The sequence below is a fragment of the Psychrobacillus sp. genome (genome assembly GCF_056205495.1).
Genome location: NZ_JBAEAP010000257.1, coordinates 1 through 2,288, shown reverse-complemented (window position 1 = coordinate 2,288; position 2,288 = coordinate 1). Strand labels below are relative to the sequence as shown.

Genomic DNA, 2,288 nt, shown 5'->3' with positions numbered 1-2,288 from the left:
TGATGAAAATGGGGTTGGTGACAGTTTTTTTAGCTTTGTTTATGCGAGTAAATTTATTAGTTCTTTATCAATACTAAAGCTGTTCCCATTTATTGATTGGAGCGCCAGACGGCGACTCCTACGGGATGAGTGAGACAGATAAGACATCACAACCACGCGCGTAAGCGATGGGTGAGGGCTTATCGCTCACCCCGTGGAAAGCGTCCGGCTGGGGCGGAAATCAATTCTACTCTCTGATCTAAGATTTCTTTGGATTATAAATCAACCCTACCCTTTAACATAGCCTATAAATAAAAAGGAGGATGTTCAATGGAGTTATTTAAACGTGGATTCCCTATATTGTTTTTTTTAAGTCTTCTCTCTGCATGTGGTAATGATTCCGAAACATTGAATAATCCAATACCAACAGAACATAACCTTCCTGTTCCGATAGAAAAAGTTGAAGCTGATCCTTATGAAATTTTAGTTCAGGAAAAAAATAAAAGCTTAAACCTTACTCCACTGGATCTCACTTCCTCTTATGCAAATGAACTAGGGCTTACCTTTTATGAACCAAAATATGAGAAGTTTTCTGCTAACGGTGAAGTTACTATTGCAGGTGAGATAAAAAAGACTGATGAACTAAAATCCAACTACATATGGATTAATATCCGAACAGAAAAAGAAAATAGTTATATTCAGGAACAGGATTATTTTGTTCCAATTAATGATGGTAAATTTAAGAAAATCGTTCATTTTTTTAACGGTGAAGGAACGTATAAGATTAAAGTACAAATACCGAGCACAGAACGAGAAAACCATTACTATGATACAGCAAACTTTGAAGTTCTAAATGTAAACCCAAATAGAATTAGAGATGTTGCCTATACACCTATTGGTTTAGAAGCCGGTCTTAACCTTAATACAGAGGTCGGCTATGTAGAAGAAGACGGTATTTATACATTGAAGGGAAGCATACAGAATGGTGAATTATACGAGGATATTATGGTTCGACTATCAAAAGACGATCAAACGTGGAGTAATGTAATTCCAATAAAAAAAGGTCAATTTACTTCCAATATTCCGCTTTTGTTTGGCAAAGGCTTGCATACGCTAGAGGTTATGATTCCCGATTTAGAGAAAGATAACTTTTACAAGACTGCAACAGATTTGCTTATAGAAAATACATCGTTAGAGATATTGGAACCCATCTCTTATTCTTCCCTATATGCTGAACGCGGGATAAATCTGGTTGAGCCTGTCAGTGGAGAAAAGACAACAGGATACACGTTTCACATTAATGGTTTTATTGATCCAGAGGCTACACTATCAAAACAAACTACACATCTCTATGTGCAAACTCATAAAGGTGAAGATCAAGCCTTAGAGGTTATTCCCATCCAAGACTTTACATTTAACGATTATTTTCATTTGAGATTTGGTCCTGGAGAATATGAAGTATCTATTAGCGTCCCTGAGATAACTGAAACTAAAAATGACTTCTTTAGATATTATGAGGTTGCTAAGTTCGATATAATTTCTACAGCTGCACAGGATAAACGAGATATTCTTCCTTCAAGAGGAATTGAATCTGATGCACCACAAATTATTGACCTAGCAAACAGTCTTACAAGAGGAAAAACTTCCGAATTAGAAAAGTCAAAAGCTATTTATGACTTTGTAGCTAATACCATTTCTTATGACGTAGTTAAATTCCAAAATGACGACTTCAGATGGGATGACAGTGCCTTAAAAACTTTAAATTCTCAAACGGGCGTATGTCAGGACTACGCCTACCTTACTATTGCACTCTTACGTGCAAGTAATATCGAAGCCCGTTTTGTAGAAGGCTACACTACAGATAGACATGCATGGGTAGAAGCGAAAGTCGATAATCGTTGGCTTACAATGGATCCGACCTGGGGAGCAGGATACCTAGACGAAAACAAGGAATTTATAGCTAATTTTAGTGAAGATTATTTTGATCCTAATGAAGAGTTTTTCCAAAAAACGCATACTCGCATTGGTTTAGTATATTAATATGAGCGGAGCTGCCTCCTCGCTTTTTTCCATTGCCTGTCGGGGCAAACACAGGGGCTTAGGCTTTTCTATTTGGCTAGCTTCAGCCCCTTGCCCCTCGGGGTCAAATGGATAAAAGCTCCGGTGGCTGTAGAGCTGCCTCCTCGCTTTTTCCATTTGCCTGTCGGGGCAAACACAGGGGCTTACGCTTTTCTATTTGGCTAGCTTCAGCCCCTTGCCCCTCGGGGTCAAATGGATAAAAGCTCCGGTGGCTGTAGAGCTGCCTCCTC

1 protein-coding gene is annotated in these 2,288 nt (G+C 38.6%); it reads left to right on the top strand.

Features of this window, described 5'->3' with window-relative positions; genetic code table 11:
* Window positions 1-309: 309 nt before the first annotated feature.
* Window positions 310-2,019 carry a transglutaminase domain-containing protein gene (locus AC06OU_RS07400; RefSeq protein WP_475854980.1) on the top strand — a complete coding sequence of 570 codons (1,710 nt, stop codon included), beginning with the start codon at window positions 310-312 and terminating at the stop codon, window positions 2,017-2,019.
* Window positions 2,020-2,288: the final 269 nt, after the last annotated feature.